We start from the raw sequence: 23,347 nt of genomic DNA on the forward strand, positions 1-23,347 counted from the left end.
CGTAAGATAAACCTTACGGGATAGCTTTGCGCATGGTGATCGAGGTCGGCCTGGCATAGCCCTCGTGCGCCGTCCGTTCAGTTTCGCGAAAGCCGAGGCGAGCAAAGGCCGCATGATTCCCGGTCAGCTCGATCCGCGTCTGAAGCTCGATTGCCGCCTTGCCGCGGCTGCGGGCAAGGTCTTCGACCGCCTGCATCAGCCGCCGGCCAATGCCTTGTCCCTGGCAGTCCGGCGCGACCGCGAGCTTGCCGACATAGAACTCTGTCACCTTTTCAAGGGCAAAGACGCAGCCGACGATCCGATCGCCCTTGAGCGCCACGAAGCCGGTCTCCCACCGCGCCTTGTCCCGCAGAGTGTCGGTGGTCAAAAGGTGGGCCGAGGAGGGCGGGTCGATGACGCCGTCCATCGAGGCGAAAGCGCGCATGATCAATGCGAGCACATCGTCCCAGCGGTCGAAATCGGTCGGGATCCGCGTGATGGAGGCAGCTTCGATCCGGTCCAAGAATTCAGCTTCTCTTGTAGCGGATGGTGTCGAAGCGCGCCGCCAGCCCGTCATAGAGCAGCAGCCGGCCGACCAGCGGTTCGCCGACGCCGGTGATCAGCTTGATCGCCTCCATGGCCTGCAGCGTGCCGACGACGCCGGTCAGCGCGCCAAGCACGCCGGCTTCGGCGCAGGACGGCACCAGGCCCGGCGGCGGCGCCTCGGGAAACAGATCGCGATAGCCTGGATTGGGTTTGCCGTCCTTGCCGTCTTCGAATGGCTTCAGCACCGTTACCGAACCATCGAAGCGTCCGACGGCGGCATGCACCAGCGGCTTGCCTTCGCTCGCGCAGGCATCGGCCACGGCATAGCGCGTTTCGAAATTGTCGGAACCGTCGACGACGATGTCATAGCGGGCGACGAGGGCGGGCGCATTGTCCGTGGTCAGCCGGATTGCGTGCGCTTCAACAATTGTGTTGGGATTGATGCGAACGATTGCCGCCTTGGCGCTATCGGTTTTCAGCAGGCCGACAGTGTCGGTACCGTGAATGACCTGGCGCTGCAGATTGGACAGCGAAACGGTGTCGTCATCGACCACGCCTAGTGTGCCGACGCCGGCGGCGGCGAGATATTCAAGCACCGGCGCGCCCAGCCCGCCAGCGCCGATGACCAGCACCCGGGCCTGTTTCAGCCTTTGCTGGCCGGCTCCGCCGATCTCCGGCAGCACGATGTGGCGGGCATAGCGTTCGATCTCGTCTGCGGTCAGGGCGGCAGTGGTCATTGCCTGATCATACAGGGACTGAAAAACCTTGTCAGTGGTCTTCGGTTGGCCCAACCGTCCCATGGTCGACAGTCAGGAATTGCGCGCGTCCCTGGAGACTGGAAAACAGCGCAGCATCGGTTCCTGTCATGAACGCCTGGCAGTTCAGTTCCTCCAGGATGGAAAACAGCGCCGTGCGGCGCCGGCTGTCGAGATGCGCGGCGATCTCGTCGAGCAGCAGGATCGGCGTCATGCCCGACATTTCGCCGGTCAGCCTTGCATGCGACAGCACGATGCCGACCAGCAGCGCCTTTTGCTCGCCTGTCGAGCAAAGCTCGGCCGGCATCGCCTTGGGGCGGTGCCGAACCATCAGGTCCGAACGATGCGGGCCCTCGAGCGTGCGCCCGGCAGCGCGATCGCGGTCACGACCCTCGACAAGGGTTCGGCGGAAGCGCTCCTCGACATCGACTGCCGGCGCGGTCGCAATTTCGGCTTCCAGGTCTCCCGAAAGGCCAATATCGGCCTGCGGAAATGGCCCCGTGTCGGGCAGCCTGTCGATCATGGCGGTCAGAAGGCGCACCATCTCGGCTCGCGCGGCGGCGATCGCCACACCGGTTTCGGCCATCTGCGTCTCGATTGCGTCGAACCAGCGGTCGTCTCGAGAGCCTTCAGTAAGCAAGCGGTTACGGCCACGCATCGCCTTCTCGTAATCGATCGCACGTTGCCCGTGGCCGGGATCGATCGCCAGCACCAGCCGGTCGAGAAAGCGCCGGCGATCCGCGGCCGGCCCGGTGAACAACGCGTCCATGGCCGGCGTCAGCCACACCACGCGCAGCCATTCCAGCATGTCCTCGGCCGAACGCGCCGGAGCTCCGTTGATGCGCACCCGCCTGCCGCCTTCGCCGGCGGTGTCGCCGCCGGAAATGCCTGTTCCGATCTCGACTTGGCCGTCAGGTCCGTCGAGCCGGGCATGCAATGCAAAGCCGCCGTCGCCGCCCTCGCGTGCGACATCCGCGTAAGGGGCGCGGCGCAAGCCACGCCCCGGTGTCAAAAAGGAGATCGCTTCGAGGAGATTGGTCTTGCCGGCGCCGTTGTCGCCGGAAAAAACCACGGCACCTGGCGCCAGATCGATCGTCAGCGCCGCATAGTTGCGGAAATTAGTAAGTGTTAGCTTACTTATATGGTTCTGTCCCGGCAACCGCTATCCGCCTATAGAGCGCTCCATCGTTTCACGGAAACGCAGGACCGCTCTATCTCTTTGTTTTGACGCAACTCCGTACGGAAAACCGCTTCACACTTTTCCTGGAATTGCTCTAGGAGTTGCCGTAAATATCGCGCTTGCCGCCGGTCCACAACAGGACCGAAGTGCTGACACCGTGCCGCTACACCCGCATCGGCATCAGCACATAGAGTGCGGTCTCGTCGGCCATGTCGTGGATCAGCGTCGGCGAACCGGCGTCGGCCAGCATGAACTTGGCTTCCGTGCCGGTCAGTTGCGCGGCAACGTCGAGCAGGTACTTGGCGTTGAAGCCGATCTCGATCGGATCGGATGAATAGTCGGCGGACAGCTCTTCGGTGGCGCTGCCTGAATCGGGATTGTTGACCGCAAGCGTCACCTGACCCTCGCTGATCGACAGCTTCACCGCGCGGCCGCGTTCGGAAGAGATGGTCGAGACGCGATCGACGGCGGCGGCAAAACTCTGGCGGTCGATGATGAGCTTCTTGTCGTTGCCGGTCGGAATGACCCGCTGATAGTCGGGGAAGGTGCCGTCGATCAGCTTCGAGGTCAAAACCACGCTGCCGATGGTGAAGCGGATTTTGGTGTCCGACAGTTCGGTGGTGACCGCGACATCCGGATCGTCGACGAGCTTCTGCAGCTCGCTCACCGTCTTGCGCGGAATGATGATGCCCGGCATGCCTTCGGAACCCGCTGGCGCATCGATCTCGGCGCGCGCCAGGCGGTGGCCGTCGGTCGCCACCGAGCGCAGCTTCAGCTTGCCGCCGACCTCATGCGTGTGCAGGTAGATGCCGTTCAGGTAATAGCGCGTCTCCTCGGTGGAGATGGCGAATTGGGTCTTCTCGATCAGGCCTTTCAGGGCAACCGAGTCGAGACGGAAGATATGCGAGAAGGATCCGGCCGAGAGCTCCGGGAAGTCGGATTGCGGCAGACACTGAAGGCGGAAGCTCGAGCGGCCAGACGTCACCGTCATGGCGTTGCCGTCCTCGTCCGTCTTCAGCATCACCTCGGCGCCATCGGCAAGCTTGCGCACGATGTCGTAGAGCAGATGTGCCGGGACTGTCGTCGCCCCGCCGCGCTCCACCTTGGCGGGCGTCGCTTCGGTCACCTCGAGGTCGAGATCGGTCGCCTTCATTTCAAGGCTGGCGCCTTCGGCGCTGAGCAGCACGTTGGACAGGATCGGTATGGTGTTTCGCCGCTCGACCACACGATGGACGTGGTTGAGCGACTTCAGGAGATTTGACCGTTCCAGGATAACACGCATGACGAAACAGGCTCGCTTGAATGAATGACGGGTCACCAGTGGGCGGCGTCCCGCGAAAGGTCTGAACAGGCTCAGAATCTGCGTAAACTGACAGGAAAAAACCAGCAAACGCAAGCCCGCGCCACCGGTTCAGGCCGGCTAGGCGGGCTTTCTGGGGATAACGCGCCCGAAGTCCGCTAGCCAGTGTCGTAAAACCGAAATCCAGATCGCTCCCAGGCGGCGCCACGAGCCCGATCCAGGCCCAGCGCCGCACTGGCAAGCCATTGAATTCCGGTATTGTTCCGGCTCTGCCATCCCCGGAGGATCAGGCCTGGTCGTTGATCAACCGCCTCAGAAGCTCAAGTTCCTGCGCCAGCGTGTTGTCGTTGCCGGAAAGGTCCTCGATCTTGCGCACGGCATGCAGCACCGTGGTGTGATCGCGGCCGCCGAAACGCCGTCCGATCTCAGGCAGCGAGCGCGGCGTCATCACCTTCGACAGGTACATGGCGACCTGCCGCGGCTTGACGATGGTGCGCGTGCGCCGGTTGGACAGCAATTCGGTCTTCGACACATTGTAGTGACGCGCCACGATGCGCTGGATGTCCTCAATACGGACACGCTTCGGCTCGCCGGTGCGATAGATGTGGCCGAGGATTTCGTCGATCCGGTCGATGGTGATCTGCGGCTCGAAGGATTGACGGAACAAAAGCTGATTGAAGGCGCCTTCCAGCTCGCGTCCGCTGCCGGTCACGGTGCGGGCGACGTGATTGAGGATCTCCTCCGAAATGTCGAGCGACGCGTCGTCGCTCCTGGCCGTGGCAAGGCGCAATTTGAGCATGCCGAGGCGCATGGCGAAATCGGGCGCCGACATTTCAAGCGCGACACCGCCATTGAGGCGCGAACGGACCCGCGGTTCGAGCGATTCCAGTTCCGATGGCGGCCGGTCGGCGGCGACGACGACCTGCTTGGCGCTGTCGAGCAGCATGTTGATGAGGTGGCAGAATTCGTGCTGGATCGACTTGCCCTGCAGAAACTGCATGTCGTCGATGATGAGCAGGTCGATGTCGCGCAGCTGTTCCTTGAGCGTCAGCGCGTTGTTGTCGCGGATCGCGGTGGCAAAGCGCCACATGAAATACTCGGCCGTGAGATAGACGACGCGCGACTTGGGGTTCTGCTTCAGCGATTCCGCGGCGATGGCCTGCAGCAAATGTGTCTTGCCGAGCCCGACGGTTGCGTGAAGGAAAAGCGGATTGAAGCGCACCGCGCTCGATTGCGATTCCGCCACTGCCTTGGCGGCGGCGAAGGCCACCCGGTTCGACGGTCCCTCGATGAAGGAGCCGAACGTGTAGCGCGGATCGAGCGGTGATCCCAAAACGTTGTGGCGGAATTCGCTCTCGATCGGTGTGCCCGGACGCGGAGCCGGTGCGCGCTCCACCCGGCTGGGGCTGACTGTGCCGGCGGCAAGCGCCGTCTGCGTCTGCCGTGTCACCTTGCTGCGTGCTGGCGTTACCTCTGGCTCGGCCTGGCTGCGTCCCTGACGGGTTGCCGTGCGCACGACGATGTCGATCTTGAGGAGATCGGGATCCTCCTGCTTCCACAACTCGGAGATGAGGTCGAGATAGTGGCCGTTGATCCATGAGCGCAGGAAGGCAGTAGGCACCGAGATGCGGACGATGCCCTTGGAAGCCTCGGCGACCTTCATGCGGCCAAACCAGCTCGAATAGACTTCGGTTCCCAGGCGCGCCTTCAACTGGGCTTTGACCCGGTCGAATTTCTGTTCCGCGTCGCTGGACACCGCCATGTCGTTTGCTCCGATCAAAGTTCCAGGAAATGGGAGGTCGCCCGTAAGCTCCCTTTCGATGCCGCTCTGCATGATCTTTTCCTTGTTCTTCCGTACCTGTTTCCACCGGGGATGCGCCTCCTGCATCCGGTTCCGGCGACCTAAGTCTTTGCTACGATGTCCGCTGCCGCCGCCGGCAGATGAACGTCGCCCATTATCTGCGGGAACCGGTGCCGGCCCATGGAAGCCAGTCCGCGTTGGGTATGTCAGGGCAATACAACACCGTCCGGCGAAAGGAGCGCCGGCGCGCCGTCTACCTGCCATGTCTAGTTACGCCAGTCCCCTACCGTATCGAAAAAGACAAACCAAACCCGTCCGCGGACTTGATCCGCGTTGCAAATCCCGCCAATTTAAGCTGGCCGATTCAGGCTTGGGTTAAGAGCCAGAGCCCGTCCCTTTCGATAGATCGACACTACCGAAATCGCTGTGGATAGGGCAAGGCCACGTCTAACGGATTTTTAAGGAATCTGGTTACTGGAGGCGGGTTCGAGTGGCGTGCCGTGACGGCACATTTTAACAAAGCCATTGTGATTCAAACCCTTTTCCGGCGAATATGAAAAACCGGACGCTGAGAGAAATATTCTGAAATAATTCGCTTGACAGCGACTTGTCCCCGATCGGGTCGGCCCGGTGTGGACAAGCTGTGGATCACCATCAGTAAGTGTCTGAAAATTATAAGCTATTTCTGACAGTTAAGAATCATTAAGCTGGCCCTTTTCAAGCATGCCGATCAACAGCAGGCATGCATATGCCGGCAAACTATTCCCAATTGTGAAATCCGCCTAAGACGCCGTTTCCGGACATTCTTTTTAAGTGCTTGCCGGCAAACGAAAAAACCCGGCACAAACGGCCGGGTTCGAAGAACGTCAGTCTAGGCAAGTAATGTCAGGCCGACAGTACCTTGACCCGCTGAGCCAGTCGCGACACCTTGCGGGACGCCGTGTTCTTGTGAATCACGCCCTTGGTCGCGGCGCGCATCAATTCCGGCTCCGCGATCTTGAAGGCAGCCTGTGCGGCAGCCTTGTCGCCGGAGGCAAGCGCCTCTTCGACCTGGCGGATATAGGTGCGGACGCGCGAGCGGCGGTTCTTGTTGATCGCTGCGCGGCGGACGATCTTGCGCGTTGCCTTTTTGGCCGAGGATGTATTGGCCATGATGCCTCTCTTCTGATCTGGTCGGCGCATGCGGAATGCCGCAGGGCGCAAAAAACAAACGGGCAGCCACGGGGCCGCCTCGGTTGGTGCGGCTTATAGTTCAGCTTTTCCGGCGCGTCAACGCTGCCCGGTCTTCTTTTTGGCGGCCAACAGCCATCTTCTTCGCGGCCAAGGGATTGGCGTCAGCGGTTGGTGAAATTCGGCTTCCGCTTCTCGGCAAAGGCCGCCATGCCTTCCTTCTGATCGTCCAGTGCAAACAGCGAGTGAAACAGCCGGCGCTCGAACCGCAATCCCTCGGCAAGCGTCGTCTCGAAGGCGCGGTTGACAGCCTCCTTCGCCATCATCACCGATGGTAGTGAGAAAGCGGCGATCTTGGCTGCGGCCTTCAGCGCCTCCTCGACAAGCTCGCCGGCAGGCACGACCCGCGACACCAGACCAGAACGCTCGGCCTCGGCGGCATCCATCATCCGCCCGGTCAGGCACATGTCCATCGCTTTCGACTTGCCGACGAAGCGGGTCAGCCTTTGTGACCCGCCCATGCCTGGAATGACGCCGAGGGTGATCTCGGGCTGGCCGAATTTTGCCGTGTCGGCGGCGATAATGAAATCGCACATCATCGCCAGCTCGCAGCCGCCGCCGAGTGCATAGCCCGCCACCGCCGCGATAATAGGCTTTCGCGCCCGCGTCAGTTCCTCCCAGCCGACGAAGAAGTCTTGAGCGTAGGCGTCCGCGTAGGAGATGGACTGCATCTCCTTGATATCGGCGCCGGCGGCGAAAGCCTTTTCGGAACCCGTGATGACCATGGCGCCGATATCTGGATCGGCGCTGAACCCGTTCACGGCTGCCACCACTTCGGTCAGAATCTGCGAATTCAGCGCGTTGAGCGCCTGCGGCCTGTTCAGCGTGATCAGCCCAACCTTGCCGTGCGTCTCGGTGATGATCGTCTCATAGGCCATGGCTGCTTCTCCTTGCTCACGCTCGTCTAGAGCGGTTCATCGTTTCACGGAAACGCAGAACCGCTCCCATCTCCTTGTCTCGACGCAATTCTCGACGGAAAACCGTTTCACACTTTTCCTGGAATTGCTCAAACTCACCGCTGACATGTCCGGCAATAAAAGGTCGATCGGCCGCTCTGCACGATCCGTTCGATGTGGCCGCCGCAGCCGGGCTTGGAGCAGGCCTCGCCTTCGCGGTCGTAGACGGCGAAGGCGTGCTGGAAATAGCCCAGCGACCCATCGGTCTGCATATAGTCCCGCAGTGAGGAGCCGCCGGCTGCGATCGCATCCGATATCACCGAACGAATGGCTTGCGCGAGGTGTTCGCTTTGGGCTTGGGCTTTCTTTCCGGGCCTGGCGATCGTGCCCGCCTCGCGCAGCGGCGACAGGCCGGCACGCCACAACGCCTCCGACACATAGATGTTGCCGAGCCCGGCGATCAGCCTCTGGTCGAGAAGCGCTGCCTTCAGTGGTGATCGCCGCCCCTTCATCAATGAGGCGAGCAGCGCACCGTCCAATGTGTTGCCCGTAGGCTCGACGCCAAGTCCAGCCAGCATCGGGTGAACGTCCGGCAGTCCCTCCGCAAACAACATGAAGCCGAAGCGGCGCGGATCATTGAAGATCACGCGGGACCGGGCACCGGTTGGAGACTCGACATGGAAGACGACGTGGTCGTGATTGGAGCTTTTCGAGCGGTCGTGCCGGAAGATGCCGGGCATGTCGCTGCCATCGGCCGTCTCGACGCGGAATGAGCCCGACATGCCGAGATGGCAGATCAGCACGGGCCCGCCTTCCAGGTCCATCGTCAGATACTTGGCCCGGCGGCCGAGTGCCGTGATCGTCTTGCCGGTCAGCCGCTGCGCGAATTTCTCGGGAAATGGAAAGCGCAGATCCGGTCGGCGCGCCTCGACGCGGGCGATGGTGGCGCCTTCCAGAACCGGCTGAAGTCCGCGCCGGACGGTTTCGACTTCCGGCAATTCAGGCATGACCGCCGATCGCCGTATAGAAAGAAGTGCCGTAGCGTCCGGGCGCCAGCCCGAGATGCTCGGCCAGGGTCTCGCCAATGTCGGCGAATGTCGTTCTCAGTCCGATGTCGCCGCCCTTGAGACCCGGTCCAGTGCCGATCACCGGAATGCGCTCGCGCGTGTGATCGGTCCCGCCCCAGGTCGGGTCGTTGCCGTGGTCGGCCGTCAGGATGAGAAGATCGCCCTGCCGCAGCCTCGCAAATGCTTCCGGCAGCCGCAGGTCGAAGGCCTCGAGCGCGGCAGCATAGCCTGCGACATCGCGGCGGTGACCGAATTCGGTGTCGAAGTCGACGAAATTGGCGAAGACGAGGTCACCGTCGCCGGCATCATCGATCGCACCCAGCGCCTCGTCGAACATCGCCATGTTGCCTGCCGCCTTGCGCACTTGCGAAATTCCGCGATGGGCGAAGATGTCGCCGATCTTGCCGACGGCGATGACACGGCTGCCACGCGCCGTCAGCCGGTCGAGCAGGGTCGGTTCCGGCGGAGGCACGGCGTAGTCATGACGGTTGTATGTCCGCTCGAAAGTGGCGGTGGTTTCGCCGACGAACGGCCGCGCGATCACCCGTCCAATCCTCAGCGGGTCAACCAGCCTGCGCACCACCTGGCAGAATTCATAAAGCCGGTCGAGGCCGAAATGGACTTCATGCGCGGCGATTTGCAGGACCGAGTCGACCGACGTGTAGCAGATCGGCTTGCCGGTCCGGATGTGCTCCTCACCGAAGCGCTCGATGATCTCGGTGCCCGGCGCATGGCAATTGCCGAGAATGCCCGGCACCTTGCCTTCACGGATGATCGCCTCGGTCAGTTCGGCCGGAAAGGCCGGAACCGTATCCGGGAAATAGCCCCAGTCGAGGCGCACCGGCAGGCCGGCGATTTCCCAATGGCCGGATGGCGTATCCTTGCCGCTCGAAACCTCCTGTGCGGCGCCGTGAAAGGCAGTTGGGAGCATATCCGCCCCGCTGTTGGCAAATCCCAGTCCCGTCGCGGTTTCGGCAGCCTTGCCAAGCCCGAGTGAGGCCATATGAGGGACAAACAGCGGTCCACTACGAGACCCTTCGCGATCCGCACGGCCCTCCGCACAGGCCTCTGCGATGTGCGCGAATGTGTTGGCGCCGGCGTCACCGTAGCGGTCGGCGTCGGCCGCGCCGCCGATGCCGAAGGAATCCAGGACGAAGAGGAAAGCGCGCGCCATCAAGTTGTTGCCAGTTTGACCGACCAGACATAGGGTTCCGCGACTTCATTGGCAATTCGGAAACCAAACGGCAACGGGCAGGCGTGACAATCAGTGCATATCGCCCAAAAGTGCGCAGCGGTTTTGGGGGCAACGACTTGCCCAAAGCAAGCAGTGCGTCGCCCAAAAGTGCGCAGCGGTTTGGGAATGACGATCTGAGCATCGATCCGGGAAAACAGACGGCGGTTCTGTCATGAGGGTTGCGTTAAAGACATATGCCGCTCTGTTGCTGGGGCCGGGCGCGCTCGTCGGGCTCTGGTCCAACCCGGCGCATGCCGACTGGCGCGATGATATCGGCACGTTTCGCATAGGCATCGTTGCCGAGCCAGGTGCCGGCAACGCCGTTCCGGGGCTGGCTGTGTTGACCGACGCCTACACCAAAGCATTGGGCATGAAGGTCGAGTTTGTCGTTGCCCGCAATTATGCCGCGCTGATCGAGGCGCAGGCCGATTCCCGCATCGAATATGCGATCTATTCGGCCACCGCCTATGCAACGGCCTCGCAGCGCTGCTTATGTATCGAACCGCTTGTCGCTCCGGTCGATTCAGACGGCGCGATCGGCATCCGCTCCGTTCTGCTGACGCGGGACGGCAAGCTGCCCGACCTTGCGGCGATGGACCGCCATCGTATCGCCATGGCGCCTTCGGACAGCGTCGGCGGTTCTCTCCTGCCATTGGCGGCGTTGGCCGCGGAAGGCCGCAAGATCGCGGAAGATGCACCGTTTCTGGCCCGTGCCGATTCGGCCGCGGCGGCCGAGACGATGCTGGTCGACGGCAAGGCTGATGGCCTGTTTGGCTGGGTGACGGCCGCTGCCGACGGCCCGCGAGAACCGTCGGGCACGCAGGCCAGGTTGGAGGCGGCAGGGCTCTCGGTGACGGCGCTTCGTGTCGTGTGGACGTCGGGTCTGCTGAGATACGGCCCGCACGCGGTCCGCAGCGATCTCGACCCGGAAGCCAAGCGTCGACTTGCCGTGTTCCTCACCAACCTCAAGTCGACGACGCCCGATATCTACGCCCTCCTGGAATCGGGACATTCCGGCGGCTTCGCTCGCGTGGCGCCAAAAGACTACGAGATGGCCGCTGCTATCGTGCGCTTCGTTTCGGACCGTGAGCCGCAGCAGTAGCGGCCCTGCGCAGGGCCTAGCTGGTTCTGTTCAACAGTCGCTGCAAGGGATCGTCACGCTTCTGCGGGGGCGCAGATAATAGGTTTCGCCCATGGTTATGTTGCTGAAAGCCGAGGTCAGTCCAAGCTTCTGTTGACTGCTCGCGCTCCACGCGATGGCTGGCGTATAGCCGAGGTTGCTTTCGACGCGAATGAGAAACGTGTTGGCGACTCTGAGCGACGTCGGGATCGTTGTCTCGGTGGTGGCGCCGGCGCCACGGCTGGCGACGCCGGCGACCAATTTGCGTGACCAAACCACCAGTGCCCTCGTCGCATCGGGCGTAACCTGTATCGCCGTGATGGTGATGCTAGGGGGCGAGCGGTTGTAGGGCTGAAGGGTGACGCTGCCGATCTGCATGATGGCGTCGACATCCGCCTTGAGGACGCTTGTCTGCTGGGTGACGAGATCGGCCACCATGCTGCCGATACGGCTGACCTTCTTGCTGGTCTCGATGGCTTGCGACGCTTCCATTGTGAGGAAATACATGATCAGCAGAATTGGCATAATCAACGCGAATTCAACCGCCGCGATGCCACGGCGATCGGACCAGAATCGACTTGCTTTCCGCCAAACTCCCGTAATCATAAGATGTGCCCCCGCACGCATCATGCCCTTGCCCTTTTCTTATACTGCTCGTGCATTCCGCTCAGTTGTCGAACGGCTCGTTCTGCCAGGTCACCGATGCGAAATGCAGGGTCTTGTTGCCGCCCATCGACTGCGCCAGCAGATCGGTCATAACAGGCCACTTGTAGAAGACCCGAAGCATGTTCCTCGACTCCGCCGCACCCGCTGTCACTGAGAACGATTGGGTTGCGGTGCCTTTCGTCAGTACGACATCGCCGTTCTGGATCTTGAAGCCAGCCGTGGCCGCATCGGCGAACGACGTATATTGGCGAAGATCCACCAGCAGTTGATTGGGACAATCCTGGGAAACGATGATCTGCAGTTTCGTGCAGATCATGTCCCTCAAATTGGTTCCGGCAACGTCAGCCGCCCTCAACTGGCCGGTGCGCAGCTTGCGCGCCACATCGTCGGTGACGTTGGCCATCACCTCCTGGCCGGCAAACGAGATGCAGCTTTCCAGAATGGCAAAGACAAGCAGCGCGAAGGGGACTGAAAGGATCGCGAATTCGATTGCCGTGGCGCCGTGCCGGTCACGAAGGAAGCGGGCGAAAAACCTTCGGCGTCCCGCTCTGTGGTCGCCTGCGCAGCCGAATTCCGTGCTCATGTCCAATCCTGCCGATCTCTATGCGGTCTCGGAAGGAGCATTAGCGCAAACCGATTGAGGTCCGGTTTGGATGATCGTTAAAGTCGGCGCAGGCCTCTTAACCAGCCAATAACCGGAACGGCAGTCGGCAACGCCACCTATCGGCTGACGCTCATCTCCGCTTCCGAAGACTTCTCCGCTTCGCTCTTGTACGAGCTTTCGCAATAGGGTGTGCACGACATCGTCTGGATTTCGGCGCGCCGATAGATGCGCACGGACGAGGCGGCTTGCCGCACCACGGTAACCTGCTCGTCGACGATGGGGCTGCCGTCCGTATCGAGCACAACCAGATTGGTGACCCCAAAGCCTTTGCCGGTGAGCACGATCGTTGAAGCGTCCTGCACCGAAGCGTCGGCGATTGCCGGGTTGCCGACCACGATGGTGTCGGCGGGACGCGACAGTTTGACGATCTTGGCCTGGTTCATCGTGACCTCGATGCCGGCGCCGGCCATGGCGGGCGCGACGAAGCTCGAGACGGCAAGAAGCGCGGCAATCAGGATTGACGATCTCGGCTGGGCCATTGAGGCGCTCCACGCAGGCGGACTGATCAACGGAACATGAACGAGATTGGTGAACCAACGGTTAAGCATGCGGTGTCGCCAATGATGCGATGGCAGACAAGGACGCCCGCCGGGCGCTGTCCGGAAGTCCACAAACCCGGGGCGAGAAGGCTCAGTGGTATATTAGCCCCAGGTTAACCACGCAATATGTTCGAACCGGGAAAGGAATCGGTAAGGCTGTTTCTTAAGCCGATCGAAAGAGCTTCTCCCTAGATTGGCAGCATCCGATCAACCATCACAGAAGTTGACGGAAGTGCTGTAACACGTGGAGTAGGAGCTCTCGAATGTCTAATCTCATCGCACGTTTTGTGAAGGACGAATCCGGCGCGACCGCTATCGAATATGGTCTGATCGCCGCTCTCATCGCGCTCGCCATCATCACTGGCGCCGGCACGCTCGGCAATGCGCTCAATGCTAAGTTCACCAACATCGGAACCACCTTGAACGGCACGCCGAGCGGCAGCTGATCGGCCTTATCGCCGAGCATTTGGATTGCGTTCTGGAAAAGGGCCGCCACGTGGTGGCCCTTTTTCTATGCCGCCGCCAGTATAGGTCGTCTTTTCGTTCCTGGCCTCATCAATCGTTAATCGAACATACTTAGATTGAGCCCCGTGAAATCGGACAATAGGCATAGCGCCGATGCTTGAAGCCCTGATCTTCGTCGTCTTTCCGTTCTGCATGCTGTTTGCCGCGATCTCCGACATGCTGTCGATGACGATCGCCAATCGCGTGCCGGTGCTGCTCGTCGTCGTTTTCGCGCTGGTCGCGCCGCTGACGGGTATGGACTGGGCGGTCTATGGCGGACATTTCGCCGCCGGCGCCCTGGTCCTGGCTGTGACGTTCGGCCTGTTTGCAATGGGCGGCATGGGCGGCGGCGACGCCAAGCTTCTGGCCGCCAGCGCGATGTGGATGGGCCTCAATATCAATCTCGTCGAATATTTTGTCGCCTCGACAATCATCGGCGGCCTGCTGACGCTCGCCATCATCCTCTACCGGAAGTCGCTGCTTGCGGCCGTTACCGGCCAAAATCCGTTTCTGCGCCATTTCGCCGACGAGGCAAAAGGTGTCCCCTATGGCGTCGCGCTCGGCCTTGGCGGGTTGCTGACCTATCCGGATTCGCCTTTGATGGTATGGGCGCTTGCCAGGCTGGCGGCTTGAGCACGATCTTATTTTTATTGTCTGTCAGCATTGCCGAAACCCCGTTCTCAACAGGGCCGGCCCGGCCATTTTGGCCGTCCAGACCACATTCCGGCTAATTTATGTAAACCTTAAATTAATCACGATCGTAAGCATTACATTAACCTTGTTTTGACGATTGCCGCTGCAAAGTCCGGCTTGGCTACGTGGTTTGCCAGGGCAAGGGTTCGGACAAATGCCAGCATCGCGATTGATAATTCTGAGCGTGGCGGTGGCCGCGGCGGGTGGCGCTGGCTATGTCGCGAAGAACATGGTGGCACCGCCGCCCCAGGTCGTCGTCGATTCCGGTCCCCAGGCCCCGGCAGTGGCACTCCAGGATGTGCTTGTGCTTTCAGGCGACGTTCCGATGGGCAGCCCGATCCAAAACAACATCGCCTGGCAATCCTGGCCCGCCGACGGCGTCAACGCGAATTTCATCACCCGCACCGCCGAGCCCGAGGCACTGGACAAGCTGAAGAGTTCCGTTGCCCGTGTGGCGATGTATGCCGGAGAACCGCTGCGGCGGTCCAAGCTGATCGGCGAGGGGCAGAGCTTCATGTCGTCGATCCTGCCTTCCGGCATGCGGGCGGTCGCCACGGCCATCTCGGCCGATACGTCGGCCGGCGGCTTCATTCTTCCCAACGATTTCGTCGACGTCATCATGACCCGCAGGGCCGATGCCGCCAGCGGCGCCGCCGGCTTCAACACCGAGACCATCCTCAAGAACATCCGCGTCCTGGCCATCGACCAGACCATTCAGGAGGACGAGGAAGGCAAGAAGACCAGGGTAGGTCAGACTGCAACGCTGGAACTGACGCCCAAGCAGGCGGAGATCATCACCGTCGCCCAACAGATGGCGGATCGCCTGACCCTGGCGCTGCGGGCAGTCGCGGACACGCAGGAAAAGAATCTGGGTGAGGCCGACTATCTCGTTTCCGGCAATGGCCGCAGGGGAACGGTGAGGCTGATCAAGTCGGGCGAAGTTTCCGAAGTGGGAGCAAGGAAATGAGGCTAAGCGGTAAACTGCCGGCAATTGTAGCCGCGGCGTTCGGCCTGCTGCTCGTCGGATCGAATTTGCAAGGCAGCGTCGTCGAGGCAAAGAACGCGCAGGTCACGGCATCGACGGCCACCCAGCGCGTCAAGCTCGGCCTCAACAAGTCTGTGGTCATCGACCTGCCGAGCGATGCCTACGACATTCTCGTTGCCAACCCGGCAGTTGCCGATGCGGTGACCCGCACCGCGCGGCGCATCTATCTGTTCGGCAAGGCGGTCGGCGAGACGAACATTTTTGTCTTCGGCCCGAATGGCGAGCAGATCGTCAGCCTGGACCTGGCTGTCGAACGCGATGTTGCCGGCCTTGAGGATTATATCAGGCGCTTCCTGCCGACGTCCACCATCAAGGTGGAACTGCTCAACGACAACGTCGTCCTGACCGGAACGGTCGACACGCCGCTGGACGCAAAACGCGCGGTCGACCTGGCGACGATCTTCGTTTCGGGTGGTGAAGCGACGACGGGACAATATTCGCAGACGGCGGCCGGCGGTTCGGCCCAGAGCGGTGTCGACATCAACAACCCGGACCAGGAGCGCCGCACCAGCAAGATCGTCAACCTGCTGCAGATCATTGGCGACGACCAGGTCACGCTGAAGGTCACGGTCGCCGAAGTCAGCCGTTCGGTGATGAAGCAACTTGGCGTCAACATGGTCGGCAGCGGTGGCAGCAACGGCATCAGCTACGGCTCGATCAGCGACAACTTCACCGGCCTTGGCAAGCAGCTGTCGAATTCGGGCTTCCAGATCGGCGCGTCGGGGCTGCAGGCCTATATCAACGCCATGGAGCAGTCCGGGGTCATGAAGACCTTGGCCGAGCCGACCCTGACCGCCGTATCAGGCGAGAAGGCGACCTTCAAGGTCGGCGGTGAATACAATATGGTGAGCAGCGTCTCCCAGAACGTATCCTCCGACAACCAGACTGGCCTGAAAACCTACACCCTCGACAAGATCGAGTACGGCATCGGCCTGGAATTCCAGCCGGTGGTGTTGTCTCCCGGCCGCATAAGCCTGAAGGTCAGGACGTCGGTTTCCGAGCCGACAACCGAGGGATCCGTATCGCTCTCCTCGGGCGTGACCAGTCCCGGAATGAATGCCCTGTCGCTGCGCAAGCGTCTTGCCGATACGACGGTGGAACTGCCCTCAGGCGGCTCCATGATGATCGCCGGCCTGGTTCGCGACGATGTCAGGCAAGCCGTCAATGGGTTGCCCGGACTGACAAAGATACCGGTGCTCGGCGCGCTCTTCCGCAGCAGGGACTTCGTGCGCAACGAGACCGAGCTCGTGATCATCATCACGCCCTATCTGGTGAAGCCGGTAGCACGCAACGACCTTGCCAAGCCGGACGACAATTTCAACGCCGCCAGCGATGGCGCCGGCATGTTCCTTGGCCGCGTCAATCGCGTCTACGGCACCATGCAGACAGACAAGCCCAACGGCCGCTACCACGGCGTTGTCGGCTTCATCTACAAGTGAGCGGGGAAGCGGACATGTCTCAGTCAGCATTGAAGGCAAGCACCATCGCGGCAGCGATGCGCTTTGGCCGCTCGCGGGTCTGCCGGGGAGCCGTTCCTGTCCTGGCGGTTGCGGTGGCGGCTCTGCTGGCCGGCTGCGCCCAGCGCGACAGCATCACGGTCGGCGCCATTCCGGACGATTACCGCACCAACCATCCGATCGTGATCGCCGAGAAGAATCAAAAGATCGACCTCCCGGTTGGTGCCGGTGACCGCGGCATGACCGGCTCTCAGCGCGATACACTTCTTGGCTTCCTCGATGGCTATGACAGAAGTGCCGCCCCGACGCTGACGATCCAGGTCCCGAGCGGATCGGCCAACGAGGTCGCCGCGACCGCGGCGGCCCGTGATTTCGCCCGGCTCGCGATCGCCAGCGGCGTCAAGCGCAACCGGCTTGTCGTCACCTCTTACCAGGCCGCCTCGAGCGAGATATCCTCGCCGGTCCGCGTCGCTTATGTTGCGGTGAGGGCGCAGACCGACAAATGCGGACGCTGGCCAGCCGACCTCGTCGATACGTCGGAGAATAAGCACTATGCCGACTTCGGCTGCTCCTATCAGAACAATCTTGCCGCCCAGATGGCCAACCCGGCCGATCTGCTCGGCCCGCGCAAGCCGTCCACAATCGATGCTGAAAATCGCGGCGCGGTGATCGATGTCTACCGTGCAAGAGGCCTTTCGGATGAGTTCCTGGGCAATTCGGAAGTAGACTACTAAGCCGCCAGTCTCGGATAGAACAGGCCACGGGAAAGAGCATGACGATGAGCAACCTTGCCTACGACGCCCCGGTGGATGGCAGCGATACCTCGCAGCAGGACATCGCCGCGATGCAGGCGTTGCGGCCGATCCCGCGCATCTCGATCCAGGCATTCTGCGAGACCGAGGGTGTCGCCAACCCGGTCGAGCGCGCCGGCGAGGACCGCCGCATGACGAAGGCGCATCTCAAGGTCCATATGGGCGGCGTCCCCACCGCCATCGAATTCTACCAATCGGCGCCGACGCCCAACCTGATCCTGCTGGAATCGCGCAGCGAGCCCAAGCAATTGCTGGAACAACTCGCCCAGCTTTCGGAATATTGCGATCCGACGTCGAAGGTGGTGGTGATCGGCCACTACAATGATGTCGGCCTTTACCGCGAGCTCATCCGCAACGGCATTTCCGAATATGTGATCGCGCCGGTCTCGATGGCCGACATCGTCAGCGTGGTGTCGTCGATTTTTATCGATCCGGAAGCCGAGCCGCTCGGCCGCTCGATCGCCTTCGTCGGCGCCAAGGGCGGTGTCGGCTCCTCGACGATCGCCCACAATGTGGCTTGGGCGATGTCCTCCCTGTTCAAATCCGAAGTGGTCGTCGCCGATCTCGATCTGGCTTTCGGCACCGCCAACATGAATTTCGACCAGGATCCGGCGCAAGGCATCGCCGAGGCGGTGTTTTCACCGGAACGCATCGATGAAGTCTATCTCGACCGGCTGCTGACCCAGTGCGCCGAGCATCTGTCGCTGCTGGCAGCACCTTCGACGCTCGAACGGGTCTATGATTTCGATCCCGAGGCCTTCGTTCAGCTCATCGACACCGCCCAGCGCAGCGTGCCGCTTCTGGTGCTAGACGTCCCCCATGCCTGGACGGGCTGGACCAAGAACACCCTGGTCAAGGCCGACGAGATCGTCATCACCGCGACACCGGAACTTGCCAATCTGCGCAACACCAAGAACCTCGTCGATATGCTCAAGCGGCTTCGTCCCAATGATCCGCCGCCCAAGCTGATCATCAACCAGGCCGGCGTGCCGAAGCGCCCGGAGATTTCGCCGTCCGACTTCGCCGAGCCGCTCGGCTTGTCGCCAATGTCGGTCATTGCTTTTGATCCGTTGCTGTTCGGCAATGCCGCCAACAACGGACGCATGCTTGGCGAAATGGATGCCAAGAACCCGGTCGTCGCGATGATCAACGAAATGGCGCATGTGCTGACCGGGCGCAGCGAAATCAAGATCAAGAAGAAGGCCGGGCTCGGCAGCCTGCTCGGCAAGCTCTCGCGCAACAAGAAGTGACGCTTCAGCAGTGGAATCGGTAGTCGATCATGTTTGGTAAAAGAGGCAGCGACGACGGCAACCGGTTCACGCCGGAATTTCGCCAGCCAGCACCGGCGCCCGTTGCGCCGCCGGCTGCAGGTTCCATGGACACGGCGGTTCTGACCCGGCCCGCGGCGGCGCCAAGCGCGCCTGTCGCACCGCCGGCGCGCCGTGCGGTCGAGGCACCGCCATTGGCGCCTGAGCCGAAGCGGGCACAGCGCGAAAAGAGCGAAACTTATTACGATACCAAGAGCCAGGTCTTCTCCGCGCTCATCGACACCATCGATCTGTCGCAGCTTTCCAAGCTTGATCCTGAAAGCGCGCGCGAGGAAATCCGCGATATCGTCAACGACATCATCGCGATCAAGAACTTCGCAATGACGATCGCCGAGCAGGAAGAGCTGCTCGAGGACATCTGCAACGACGTGCTCGGTTATGGGCCGCTCGAGCCGCTGCTCGCCCGCGACGACATCGCAGACATCATGGTCAACGGCTCCAGGAACGTCTACATCGAAGTCAACGGCAAGGTCGAACAGACCGGCATCCGCTTTCGTGACAACCAGCAGCTCCTCAACATCTGCCAGCGCATCGTCAGCCAGGTTGGCCGCCGCGTCGACGAATCCAGCCCGATCTGCGACGCGCGCCTTCCCGACGGCTCCCGCGTCAACGTCATCGCGCCGCCACTCTCCATCGATGGCGCCACGCTCACCATCCGCAAATTCAAGAAGGACAAGCTGACGCTCGATCAATTGGTCAAGTTCGGCGCCATCTCGCCGCAGGGCGCCGAAGTCCTCAAGATCATCAGCCGTGTTCGCTGCAACATCGTGATCTCGGGCGGCACCGGTTCGGGCAAGACGACGCTGCTCAATTGCTTGACCAACTATATCGACCGCGAGGAGCGCGTCATCACCTGCGAAGACTCGGCCGAGCTGCAATTGCAGCAGCCGCATGTGGTACGCCTCGAAACCCGCCCGCCCAATCTGGAGGGCGAGGGTGAGGTGACGATGCGTGACCTGGTCAAGAACTGTCTGCGCATGCGGCCCGAGCGCATCATCGTCGGCGAAGTGCGTGGACCCGAAGTGTTCGATCTGCTGCAGGCGATGAACACCGGCCATGACGGCTCGATGGGCACGATCCACTCGAACAGCCCGCGCGAATGCCTGAACCGTATCGAATCCATGATTGCCATGGGCGGTTATTCGCTGCCGCAAAAGACAGTGCGCGAAATCGTCGTCGGCTCCATCGACGTGATCATCCAGGCGGCGCGCTTGCGCGACGGATCGCGCCGCATCACCCACATCACCGAGGTGATCGGGATGGAAGGCGACGTCATCATCACGCAGGACATCGTCCTCTACAACATCAAGGGCGAGGACGCCAACGGCCGGCTGCTGGGTGAGCACGTATCGACCGGCATCGGCCGTCCGCATTTCTGGGAGCGTGCACGCTATTACGGCGAGGAGCAGCGTCTCGCCATTGCGCTCGAGGCGATGGAGAAACGCGCTGACTGACGTATGCTGGGGTGTAAGGGTTCGGGCCAATGTTTGGAATTGACGGCACAGTACTGGCGTTTGTCGTGCTCGCCGGCTTCAGCGCCGGCGCCGTCGCCTATGCATTTCTGTTCACCCGGATCAGCAACGAGAAACAGGCCGGCAAGCGGCTCGAAACGATCAGGACCGCCGAGACGGATCGCTCCGTCGTCAAGGCCTCGCGCGACCGCGTGGCGGAAGCCACCAAGCGGCGCAAATCGGTTCAGGATTCTCTCAACGAACTCGACGCCAAGCAGAAAACCAAGGACAGCCGCGTCAAGAAACCGCCGCTGAAAGCCCAGCTTCGTCAGGCCGGCCTCAAGACCACCATCGAGCGTTTCTATATATATTCCGCAATATGCGGCATCGTTTTGACGATGGTCGCCTTTGTGGCCGGAGCCCCGCTGATCGCCTTGCCGGGCGTGCTGTTGGCCGGGGGGCTGGGCCTGCCGCGCTGGTTCGTCACGTTTCGTCGCGCCCGCCGGGTCAAGGCATTCCTCAACGAATTTCCAAACGCGCTCGACATCATCGTGCGCGCGGTCAAATCCGGCCTGCCGCTGAACGACGCCGTGCGCTTGATCGCCAACGAATCGCCCGAACCCGTGAAGACCGAGTTTCGCCGCATCGTCGATTCACAGCAGATGGGCCTCTCTATCCCCGACGCGACCTTGCGCATGCCCGAAACCATGCCTTGCACCGAGGCAAGCTTCTTCGGCATCGTTATCCAGATTCAATCGCAGGCCGGCGGCAATCTCTCCGAGGCGCTGGGCAATCTTTCGCGCGTGCTTCGCGATCGCAAGAAGATGAAAGCCAAGGTCGCGGCGCTGTCGATGGAAGCGAAGGCGTCCGCCGCGATCATCGGTGCGCTGCCCTTCATCGTCGCCTTTCTCGTCTACCTGTCGAGCCCGGCCTACCTGATGCCGCTCTTCAACACCAGCGTCGGAAACCTGATCCTTGGTTGCTCTGCGGTCTGGATGTCGATCGGCATCCTGGTGATGCGCAAGATGATGAACTTCGAAGTCTAGGATGCTGGCATGACCGAGCAAGTCATCAAGACCCTGACGGATCCGAGCTTCCTGATCGCGATGCTGGTCGCGATAGCGGTGTTTGCGACCGTCCTCACCTTGCTGCCGGCGTTTGGCGGAAACCAGCTCAAGTCACGCATGAAATCCGTTGCGCTGGAACGCGACGAACTGCGTGCGCAACAGCGCGCCCGGCTTGCGGTCGAGGCCGACCGCCGTCGCAAGGGCTTGCGCGAGGAACAGTCGATCGGCATGCGCAACATTGTCGACCGGCTGGATCTGAGACGCGCGCTCGCCGATGAGAGCACATTGCAGAAACTCAAGGTGGCCGGTTTTCGTGGACAGAATCCGCTGACGCGGTTCCTTTTCTTCCGTCTCGTGCTTCCTTTTGTCGGTTTCGCGCTGGCCGCAATCTACATCTTCGTGCTCGGAGGGCTGCCCGACAAGCCACTGGTCATCAGGCTGTTCGTCTGCGTCCTCGTTGCTTACGGCGGCTTCTACGCACCGGTCATCTACGTCAACAACCGCGCCACCAAGCGCAAGCAGTCGATCCAGATGGCATGGCCGGATGGGCTCGATCTGATGCTGATCTGCGTCGAATCGGGCATGTCGGTGGAAGCGGCACTGCGCAAGGTCGCCGACGAGATCGGTGCGCAATCGGTGGCGCTGGCGGAAGAATTCATCCTCACCAACGCCGAGCTTTCCTATCTGCCGGAGCGCAAGCAGGCCTACGAGAACCTGGCAAGCCGCACCGGCCTGGATTCGGTCAAGTCGGTGTCGCAGGCGCTCGTCCAGGCCGAGCGTTACGGCACGCCGGTGGCGCATGCACTGCGCGTGCTTGCCGCCGAAAGCCGCGACATGCGCATGAATGCGGCCGAGAAGAAGGCGGCCGCCCTGCCGCCAAAACTTACCGTGCCGATGATCCTGTTTTTCCTGCCGGTGCTCTTCGCCATCATTTTGGGTCCCGCCGGCATTCAGGTCAGCCAACGCGGTATCTTCGGCGATCATGCGGCGCCGGCAACAAACGCCCAGTAGCGGCGAGGTAAATTCCTGCATTCCCTCAAACGAAGAAGCCGCGCATGCAGCGCGGCTTCTTCGTTGGGCATCGGGATTGTGGTCTCAGTTGGTCGCGGATTTCGGCTTGTCCTGGTCCTTGAGCTGGCTCCAGGCATTCTGCTGGGCCAACATCTGCCTGAGATAGGCGACGTTTGCCTGCGCCTGTTCGGGCGAGAGCTCCTGCGAGGCGATCTTCTCGGCCTCGTCGAACCGGCCTTGCAGGCCGACGACCAGTGCCAGGTTCTGGCGGACGCGGCTGTCCGCGTTCGGCTGTTGCGCGGCCGAGCGCATGTAGGTTTCGGCGGTGCGCAGGTCACCTTCCAGCACATACGACATGCCAAGATTGGAGAGCACGGAAGGCTCGTTCGGCTTGAGGTCGAGCGCCTTGCGGTAAAGCCTGCGCGCATCGTCCTTCTGACCGGTCTGGTCGAGAATGGCCGCTTCGGCCGACACCAGCTTCCAGTCGGGATATTCCGGTGTCTGAGCGCGGCGCACGGCGTCGAGCGCCGCCTCGAACTGGCCATTGGCGGCCAGCGCCTTGCCATAGGAGGCAAGCACGTCACGATCCTTGGGCAAAGCGATGGCGAGCTTGCGCATCACGGCCAGCGACTGATCGGCGTCGCCATCCATCTGCAATGCCGCCGCATAGTTCGTCGCTATCCGCTTGTCGTTGGGGTTCTTCGCGTAGGATTGGCCAAGTGCGCCGGTGGCATTGTGCAGTTCGCCGGCCGACATGCTTTCCAGCGGTTTGCCGCTGGTGCGTGCGATAGAGCCGGTGGAGAGCTTGTCGGTTCCGCAACCGGCGACGCCCGCCGTCAGCGCCAGCACAAGAGCCGTGGTGATGAGCCGTTTTCCCCTGGCATTCATCCTGCGGTTGGTCGGCATGGCACCCTAAGCCTCCATTCATGCGCGGCCATTGCGTGGCCGTCTTCCCTCCCGCAGAAATATTCTGTTAACCCTAACGGACGGTTAAGAACGGCG

The 23,347-nt window shown here is 61.7% G+C and carries 23 protein-coding genes; 10 read left to right on the forward strand and 13 right to left on the reverse strand.

The window, feature by feature from the left end; all coding sequences use genetic code 11:
• Positions 1-13: 13 nt before the first annotated feature.
• The 9 genes from NKI66_RS27055 to NKI66_RS27095 all read right to left on the reverse strand — a co-directional run bounded on the left by NKI66_RS27055 (position 14) and on the right by NKI66_RS27095 (position 9,928).
• Positions 14-502: a GNAT family N-acetyltransferase gene (locus NKI66_RS27055; RefSeq protein WP_023811390.1), complete on the reverse strand. Its 489-nt coding sequence runs from the start codon at positions 500-502 to the stop codon at positions 14-16.
• A gap of 4 nt (positions 503-506) precedes the next feature.
• Entirely contained in the window at positions 507-1,262 is a 756-nt protein-coding gene (locus NKI66_RS27060; RefSeq protein ID WP_023811389.1) for a molybdopterin-synthase adenylyltransferase MoeB, read from the reverse strand.
• Between the two features lie 31 nt (positions 1,263-1,293).
• Positions 1,294-2,439 carry a DNA replication/repair protein RecF gene (gene recF / locus NKI66_RS27065; protein ID WP_023811388.1) on the reverse strand — a complete coding sequence of 382 codons (1,146 nt, stop codon included), beginning with the start codon at positions 2,437-2,439 and terminating at the stop codon, positions 1,294-1,296.
• A 184-nt stretch (positions 2,440-2,623) separates the two neighbouring features.
• The gene (dnaN, locus tag NKI66_RS27070) at positions 2,624-3,742 is read right to left on the reverse strand and encodes a DNA polymerase III subunit beta (protein WP_023811387.1); all 1,119 of its coding nucleotides are present in this window, start codon (positions 3,740-3,742) and stop codon (positions 2,624-2,626) included.
• Positions 3,743-4,046: 304 nt separating this feature from the next.
• On the reverse strand, positions 4,047-5,522 hold the full coding sequence (dnaA, locus tag NKI66_RS27075) for a chromosomal replication initiator protein DnaA (RefSeq protein ID WP_023811386.1): 1,476 nt from the start codon (positions 5,520-5,522) through the stop codon (positions 4,047-4,049).
• A 924-nt stretch (positions 5,523-6,446) separates the two neighbouring features.
• Complete coding sequence (rpsT, locus tag NKI66_RS27080; RefSeq protein ID WP_013533694.1) at positions 6,447-6,713, reverse strand: 30S ribosomal protein S20; 267 nt, start codon at positions 6,711-6,713, stop codon at positions 6,447-6,449.
• Between the two features lie 182 nt (positions 6,714-6,895).
• Positions 6,896-7,669: an enoyl-CoA hydratase gene (locus tag NKI66_RS27085; RefSeq protein ID WP_023811385.1), complete on the reverse strand. Its 774-nt coding sequence runs from the start codon at positions 7,667-7,669 to the stop codon at positions 6,896-6,898.
• A 134-nt stretch (positions 7,670-7,803) separates the two neighbouring features.
• Positions 7,804-8,694, reverse strand: coding sequence for a bifunctional DNA-formamidopyrimidine glycosylase/DNA-(apurinic or apyrimidinic site) lyase (gene mutM / locus NKI66_RS27090; RefSeq protein ID WP_023811384.1), 891 nt, complete (start codon positions 8,692-8,694; stop codon positions 7,804-7,806).
• On the reverse strand, positions 8,687-9,928 hold the full coding sequence (locus NKI66_RS27095; RefSeq protein WP_023811383.1) for a phosphopentomutase: 1,242 nt from the start codon (positions 9,926-9,928) through the stop codon (positions 8,687-8,689). The genes mutM and NKI66_RS27095 overlap by 8 nt, the downstream gene beginning before the upstream one ends.
• Before the next feature lie 232 nt (positions 9,929-10,160).
• Here NKI66_RS27095 and NKI66_RS27100 point away from each other — a divergent pair, with 232 nt between their 5' ends.
• Entirely contained in the window at positions 10,161-11,090 is a 930-nt protein-coding gene (locus NKI66_RS27100) for a phosphate/phosphite/phosphonate ABC transporter substrate-binding protein (protein ID WP_023811382.1), read from the forward strand.
• A 30-nt stretch (positions 11,091-11,120) separates the two neighbouring features.
• Here the strand turns inward: NKI66_RS27100 and NKI66_RS27105 are convergent, their stop codons facing one another.
• The 3 genes from NKI66_RS27105 to NKI66_RS27115 form a co-directional block, all read right to left on the reverse strand.
• Positions 11,121-11,738, reverse strand: a complete 618-nt coding sequence (locus NKI66_RS27105; RefSeq protein ID WP_023811381.1) for a TadE/TadG family type IV pilus assembly protein — start codon at positions 11,736-11,738, stop codon at positions 11,121-11,123.
• Between the two features lie 37 nt (positions 11,739-11,775).
• Positions 11,776-12,357, reverse strand: coding sequence for a TadE/TadG family type IV pilus assembly protein (locus tag NKI66_RS27110; protein ID WP_023811380.1), 582 nt, complete (start codon positions 12,355-12,357; stop codon positions 11,776-11,778).
• A gap of 137 nt (positions 12,358-12,494) precedes the next feature.
• Entirely contained in the window at positions 12,495-12,917 is a 423-nt protein-coding gene (locus tag NKI66_RS27115) for a pilus assembly protein N-terminal domain-containing protein (RefSeq protein ID WP_013533687.1), read from the reverse strand.
• Positions 12,918-13,240: 323 nt separating this feature from the next.
• Between NKI66_RS27115 and NKI66_RS27120 the strand changes: the two genes are divergently transcribed.
• The 9 genes from NKI66_RS27120 (at position 13,241) to NKI66_RS27160 (ending at position 22,345) form a co-directional block, all read left to right on the forward strand.
• Positions 13,241-13,423, forward strand: a complete 183-nt coding sequence (locus NKI66_RS27120) for a Flp family type IVb pilin (RefSeq protein WP_023811379.1) — start codon at positions 13,241-13,243, stop codon at positions 13,421-13,423.
• 172 nt (positions 13,424-13,595) lie between these two features.
• Positions 13,596-14,114 carry an A24 family peptidase gene (locus tag NKI66_RS27125; RefSeq protein WP_023811378.1) on the forward strand — a complete coding sequence of 173 codons (519 nt, stop codon included), beginning with the start codon at positions 13,596-13,598 and terminating at the stop codon, positions 14,112-14,114.
• 214 nt (positions 14,115-14,328) lie between these two features.
• Positions 14,329-15,141 carry a Flp pilus assembly protein CpaB gene (cpaB, locus tag NKI66_RS27130; protein WP_023811377.1) on the forward strand — a complete coding sequence of 271 codons (813 nt, stop codon included), beginning with the start codon at positions 14,329-14,331 and terminating at the stop codon, positions 15,139-15,141.
• Positions 15,138-16,658 carry a type II and III secretion system protein family protein gene (locus NKI66_RS27135; protein WP_023811376.1) on the forward strand — a complete coding sequence of 507 codons (1,521 nt, stop codon included), beginning with the start codon at positions 15,138-15,140 and terminating at the stop codon, positions 16,656-16,658. The genes cpaB and NKI66_RS27135 overlap by 4 nt, the downstream gene beginning before the upstream one ends.
• Before the next feature lie 14 nt (positions 16,659-16,672).
• Positions 16,673-17,410, forward strand: coding sequence for a CpaD family pilus assembly protein (locus NKI66_RS27140; protein WP_023811375.1), 738 nt, complete (start codon positions 16,673-16,675; stop codon positions 17,408-17,410).
• A 38-nt stretch (positions 17,411-17,448) separates the two neighbouring features.
• Positions 17,449-18,738, forward strand: a complete 1,290-nt coding sequence (locus NKI66_RS27145; RefSeq protein ID WP_032909185.1) for a CpaE/TadZ family protein — start codon at positions 17,449-17,451, stop codon at positions 18,736-18,738.
• A gap of 29 nt (positions 18,739-18,767) precedes the next feature.
• Complete coding sequence (locus tag NKI66_RS27150) at positions 18,768-20,270, forward strand: TadA family conjugal transfer-associated ATPase (RefSeq protein ID WP_352439645.1); 1,503 nt, start codon at positions 18,768-18,770, stop codon at positions 20,268-20,270.
• A 29-nt stretch (positions 20,271-20,299) separates the two neighbouring features.
• On the forward strand, positions 20,300-21,313 hold the full coding sequence (locus tag NKI66_RS27155; protein ID WP_352439644.1) for a type II secretion system F family protein: 1,014 nt from the start codon (positions 20,300-20,302) through the stop codon (positions 21,311-21,313).
• A gap of 9 nt (positions 21,314-21,322) precedes the next feature.
• On the forward strand, positions 21,323-22,345 hold the full coding sequence (locus NKI66_RS27160; RefSeq protein ID WP_023811371.1) for a type II secretion system F family protein: 1,023 nt from the start codon (positions 21,323-21,325) through the stop codon (positions 22,343-22,345).
• An 84-nt stretch (positions 22,346-22,429) separates the two neighbouring features.
• On the opposite strand, the gene NKI66_RS27165 is transcribed toward NKI66_RS27160, so the two are convergent.
• Complete coding sequence (locus NKI66_RS27165) at positions 22,430-23,251, reverse strand: tetratricopeptide repeat protein (RefSeq protein ID WP_023811370.1); 822 nt, start codon at positions 23,249-23,251, stop codon at positions 22,430-22,432.
• Between the last annotated feature and the right edge of the window lie 96 nt (positions 23,252-23,347).

The organism is Mesorhizobium sp. M0518 (assembly GCF_040321125.1).
GTDB lineage: Bacteria > Pseudomonadota > Alphaproteobacteria > Rhizobiales > Rhizobiaceae > Mesorhizobium.